The organism is Chamaesiphon sp. OTE_20_metabat_361, assembly GCF_031364565.1.
This window is the reverse complement of the sequence record NZ_JANLWO010000111.1, coordinates 1-5,765: the sequence shown is the minus strand read 5'-3', so window position 1 is coordinate 5,765 and position 5,765 is coordinate 1. Positions and strand designations below refer to the sequence as shown.

Here is a 5,765-nt window from a genome sequence, read left to right as displayed (position 1 = left end):
CATCCCTTGGTTAATCGCCTTGGTATTAGCGATCGCGACAATTCGCTGCGTGAGTATATGGGGATTTATCCCTAGTAACATCGCTCAATTACTCGAACTTGGATGTGGATTAGGATTAGTGACGATCGCGACTCATTATCTGTGGATTCGCGACTGGAAGCTAGGCGCACTTGGTACGATCGTTGGCTGTCTACTCACAATTGGCATCGTGTGCGATCCGATCGCTACTCTAGTCATATTTGCGATTTTTCACAATCTTACTCCCGTTGGTTTTATTCTCGAACGCCAAGGTTTTAAATCGCCCCGAATCATCTGGATTTGTGGGGTATTTTTTGGATTGTTGCCATTAATAATTATCCTTTATCAATTAGTACCGATTGTCAACTTACCATCGGAAATCAACGACACTTATCTACGAGCTTTTATCGCTCCATCTTGGCAACAATCGGCGCTCGCTTATCCGTTATTTTCGGCGGTGGCTTTTCTTCAATGTATGCACTATGCAGTAGTCATCGGCTTATTTTCGCGATGGACACCCGACTTCGATAATTCACCAATTCAGCATCCGACTAGATATTTTTACTTGTTACTTGGTGGTATTTCCATGCTGTTATTTATTTCTTTTCAACATACCTTTGTCCTAACGCGTGCTGGGTATGGTGTTGTGGCAAGTATTCATGCTTGGATTGAAATTCCACTTTTATTGATTGCTACCGATCGTAGGCTAGAGATACCAACCATAGTCCCATTAGATAAGAAGTAAGATTAGCCATCAGGGAGATCGTCATACTCGATCGCCAGGAATATTTCATTACCCATTTATACACGATCCCTTCAGCTAATACTACTGGAATTTCGAGTAGTAATGCCAAATAATTGAAGCGATCTTCTAGATCTCGATCTAAATTCACTTTCGGCAATAAGTCATTAAAGACTTGCCATAAAATTGGATGTGTAATCAGCGTACTTGCAACAGCAACGAGCGCCAGCAGTCGCCAATCTAGCTGTCGAAGTTTACCCCAAATTCCAACAATTAATGTCTCGATCGCGATCGAGATTAGCAGTGTAATAAATTCAGCTCGATCGAAGGACATAATCCGTATTCTTACATCCTACATACTAATTTGGGAAACTGTTTGCATAGAGCTATAAAAAATGGCGATGGTTTACTTTCTTGCAGTCGATCTCCCTGTTGCCAATTAAATCGATTCCACAGAAATGGGGCTTCGCGTTCGGCGGCTAACCATAATAATTTTTTAGCTCGGGTAATTGCCACATATAATAGCCGCAAATCTTCACCTTGCTTGAGATAGTTAGCTAGTTCCCAAGCATCTCTAGGTGTCGGTAATAACTGCTGATGTAAATGAGCGCGAATTTTGGCACGAGCGACTTCTGCGAGGGTAAAGTCACCTAAAAATTTAGCACCTTGGGGCGTCCATAATTGTCCGGGAATGCGATCGCTTAAAAAGGGAATAAAGACATAATCCCAATCTAATCCCTTCGCTTTGTGCATAGTAATAATCGTCACTTGTCCGGATGCTGTATACCGCGACTCCGAGCCATCATCGATGTTTTCAAAACCTTCGGTAGTGACAATTTCTTGGAGTACTTCGATCGTGGCATAAATCGAGCTACGCCCGTATGTTTGCAAGGCAATCCGCTCGGCTAATTTATCGGCTGTTGCCAGTTCTGACGCTTGATAGTTTAACCGATCGCCCAAATAACCAATCAGCCGATCGTGCGGTAATGTCAATCGCGATCGCAGCAGTTCGCAACAAATATCTCGCGCTCTTTGGGTTATTTCAGTTTGCGGAGTTTCTAAAATATTGGGATACAAAAATCGTTCGGGAAATACCGCCAGAGCATCGATATCTTGAGCTTCAATTAGTTTACGACTTAATAACACCTTGAGTACTGCTTTGAGATAATCGGGTGAATGCGGTCGCATGGTAAACTGAAATAAGATTAGAATTTCTCCCGGAATTTTAGAAGTCCGATCGCCTTCCCCGGCTTCAAAAAGTTTGATTTCCGGATGCGATCGCTTCCAGTCAGCTAATCGATCGAGAATAAACTTTGCTTGGCGATTTTCCCGTACTAAAATTGCGGCATTTGCTGTCGGATTTGCCTTAAATAAAGTTGTCAATCGTCCTTCGATCGTGCGGACGGATTCATACACATCACTGGGAGTATTTAATTCAACGCCGCCATCTTGGGCGATCGGATTTGGTTGCGCGTCGCCTAATAATACCGGGCGAATAGTTTGGAGCCAAAAGACTGACTCCGGCTGGAGATCGGCTAAATTTGCAGCATCGTCTTCGGATTTAGCTGGCGGTTGCAAATAATTGTTACCCCAATTGAGGACAAAATTAGCCGTATCCATAATTACCTGGGTACTGCGTCCGGCTTGTTCCATCTTTTCCAAGCGCGAACTGGCATCTGGATTGACAACATCGCTACACTCTTGGCAAAATTCTCGAAAATATCTGGGATCGGCAGGGGTAAAGGTAGAGTTGATCGCTTGATTCGGGTCGCCAACGCGAATTAAATTGGGGGGAAGGTCAGCTCGATCGGGAATGCCTGCCAGATGGCGCAATAGCCGCTCTTGTAAGGGACTCGAATCTTGAGCCTCATCTTCAAATACTGCATAGACCTGTTGCTGCCACAATCTGCACGCAGCGGGGTCTCGCATCACTCGCAAGGCTCCCGCAATCATCTCATCGTAATCTGAATACCCTTTGCTCTCCAGCAGCTCCTGATAAGCCTCATACAGCCCAGCACCAATACTCAAGATATCGTAGCGATCCGGATATATTTTGGCAATCTCCCAGAGTTCCGTCGGCGACAAGCCCGAACTTTTTGCTTCGCGAACGGTAGTAAATGCCAAACTGGGTAAGATTTCGGTTTTCAATACCGACTGACGCCGCAATCGCTCGGTCTCTTCGCCGTCGAAGCTCTCGCCTGCTAACAGATCGCGGTAACTCTGAGGATATCGACTCAGCCAGCTTTGGATGGTATCATCGATCAGCTTATGACCGATCGAGGGCATGACTAAAGTCCGATCTGTCAAATCTAATTTCGATAGTTCGGGATGCTTGGTGGCGATACTCAATGCCAGACTATGAATGGTATTGACGCTATACCCGATCGGTGGCAAGCCCAGTTCTTTGAGACAACTTTTAATCTTATCCTTAATATTCGCGGCTGCCGATCGCGTCAGGGTGACAATTACTAACTGATGGCGTTGATGTAATTTCTGGGTCGCGATCGTAATCGCGGCGGCGACCGCCATACTGTGAGACTTTCCCGCTCCTGGCACTGCGGAGACTGCCAATAACCCTCCCCGCCAGTCTGCCAATGTTCGCTGTCCTGGGCGCAATCCTTGCCGCCACCGAGCCATGATTTCAGCCTGATTACTGGTAAGATTGTCGGATTCGATCGCAGGTAAAGTAGGCATAGTCACGCAAATAACCTCACCCTAAGCTTAACCAGTTTTGACACAGCAATTCGTTCTCCCGAAATTTGTAGGTTGGGTTGAAGAATGAAACCCAACACACCCAGCTAGGGCGCTCAGAATGAGCATCGAGAGTAAAAATAGATCTGTAGGTTGGGTTGAAGAATGAAACCCAACACACCCACCCAAAGGTCTGTAGTTATTTAGATCTGTAGGTTGGGTAGCGGCGCATCAACTGGGAGGGAACCTCCCAGTTGTGTGCGACAAGACATAGCAAGGCGAAACCCAACAGCCCCAACCAGCATATCTCTAATGGTTGCGATCGATAAAGGGGTGGAAGATCGATCTCCCACCCCTTTATTTACTTAATTTAGCAGCTCAAATTAACGAGTGCGATTGGGAGTAGTCCCACTTAATAATTTAGAACCGACGCCACCCCCTTCTTCACTACTTCTAGCTGTCTGCGAAGAGTAGTAATAGTGGTTGTAACGGCTTTGCTTGTCGAGATCGACACCGTTGAGCACCATTCCTAAGACCTTAAGTTTGGACTGAGTGACGATTTCTTGAGCGTAGTCTACAGATTCCTTGTCAGCAACACCCGGACGCAGGACGAATACTAGTCCGCCAGCTTGGGTACCCAAGATTGCGGCATCCGCAGCGACTGTCAGTGGTGGTGAGTCGATGATGACGAGATCGTATTCCTGCGACCATTGAGCGATAGACGTACTCATCTGTACCGAGTCGATGAGGACTACGGGGTTGGGGGGTACGACACCAGCCGTCATCAGGAACAGGTTGGGTTGGATTTCACTAGTAGCAGTTTGACGATCGCATTGTCCGCTGAGGACGTTGCTGAGTCCCTCGTAGTTACTCTGTCTCCAAATCAGATGCTGGGCGGGTTTCCGCATATCAGCATCGACTAGCAGTACTTTTTTACCGAGTTCGGCGACTGCTAGGGCGAGGTTAGCAGCGACGGTGGATTTACCTTCACCAGACTGGGAGCTAGAAACTACTACAACCTTGAGACTATCATCGGCATTTAAGAATTGGAGGTTGGTCTGTAACATCCGGAAGGATTCACCCTCGATGCCACTAGTCATGCCAGTTAAGACTAGTTGACCGGGAGTTCTTGCAGTAGATTTACCAAGTTTGGGCAATTGGCGCGTTTTCTCAAAGACGGGAATTTGACCCAAGATCGGGTATCCAGGTAATAAGGATTTGGCTTCTTCGGAAGTTTTAATCCGTTTGTCGGTACCATCGAGGAGGAACGCAGTCGCCGCGCCGAGGAATAGTCCTAAGAACCCACCAATGGCGATATTCTGGGCTTTCTTGGGCGAGAGGGCTTCTTGGGGTAAGTCGGCATGAGTCTGAATTCTAGAGTTACCGAGGGTTTGGTTTTCGGCAATTTCGATTTCTTGCAGCTTGCTCAGGAGTGTTTTGTAGTTGGTGCGAGTGGTTTCCAGTTTGCGTCCGAGCGCGTTTTGCTGCTGTTCCAACTTCGGTAGCGCGTTCATGCGCTGTTTGTAGGCATCAACGACATATACCAGTGCGGCAATCTGCTTTTGAAGGCTAGTGCGTTGCGCTTCACTCTTAGCAAAGTCGGCAATCAGATTACTTTGAATCCCCGATGGTTGCAGTTCGACGATTTTCCCTTGGAATTGCTTGTCCCCAACTAAACTCTGTTTAAAGCGTTTTTGAAGGATTTCGACTAGTGCTTGGCGCTTCTCTTTGAGGTTGAGAATGCTCGGATCGTTATCGCTAAAGCGGGTTTTTTCGCTTGCGAGCTTGGATTCGATTTCTTGCAGCTCTTTGAGCGATTTTTGCAATCCAGGCGATTCGCTCACCAGTCCCGATTGAATGGTGGCTTGGGCATCCCTACCACCAAATAAACTCTTCAATCCCTCTAATCTGGAGGTTTCAGCCGCTAGTAGCGCGGAAGCCGAAGTGATCTCTTTGTTGAGGGTGGTGATTGTTTCTACCGATTTGGTGGCTTCTGTCGGGAGATCGACAACGTTAAACTGCTCTTTAAATAAGCGCAGATCGTTTTCGGCTCGTTTGACTTCAGTTTCAATTTTCGGTAGTTCCATCGCCACAAACTTCCGGGCGGCTTCAGCTTCTAACCGCTGATTTTTTTGGTCGTCACGGATATAAACTTCCATGATTTTTTCAACGACATCTCTTGCCAATTCCTTGCTGGGATCTTGGAAGCTCACCTCTAGAAGATCCGTACCCTTAATCGTGCTCACCTTGAGTTGCTGCACGAAGTTTTCGGTCTTATCGCTAAACTTTTCTAGGCGTTTGCGCTCTGCTGGTC

4 protein-coding genes are annotated in these 5,765 nt (G+C 46.8%); 1 reads left to right on the top strand and 3 read right to left on the bottom strand.

The features are described 5' to 3' along the window. The coding region (locus tag RMO35_RS03160) for a hypothetical protein (protein ID WP_309738495.1) at positions 1-763 on the top strand (763 nt) is incomplete at its 5' end. Here RMO35_RS03160 and RMO35_RS03155 read toward each other — a convergent pair. From RMO35_RS03155 to RMO35_RS03145, 3 genes are all read right to left on the bottom strand, one after another. Further along, complete coding sequence (locus RMO35_RS03155) at positions 711-1,094, bottom strand: hypothetical protein (RefSeq protein WP_309738494.1); 384 nt, start codon at positions 1,092-1,094, stop codon at positions 711-713. The genes RMO35_RS03160 and RMO35_RS03155 overlap by 53 nt on opposite strands. 11 nt (positions 1,095-1,105) lie before the next feature. Next, a complete protein-coding gene (locus RMO35_RS03150) occupies positions 1,106-3,454 on the bottom strand; it encodes an ATP-dependent helicase (RefSeq protein ID WP_309738497.1) in 2,349 nt (782 codons plus the stop codon). 380 nt (positions 3,455-3,834) lie between these two features. Next, on the bottom strand, positions 3,835-5,765 hold a 1,931-nt coding region (locus RMO35_RS03145; RefSeq protein ID WP_309738492.1), incomplete at its 5' end, for a polysaccharide biosynthesis tyrosine autokinase.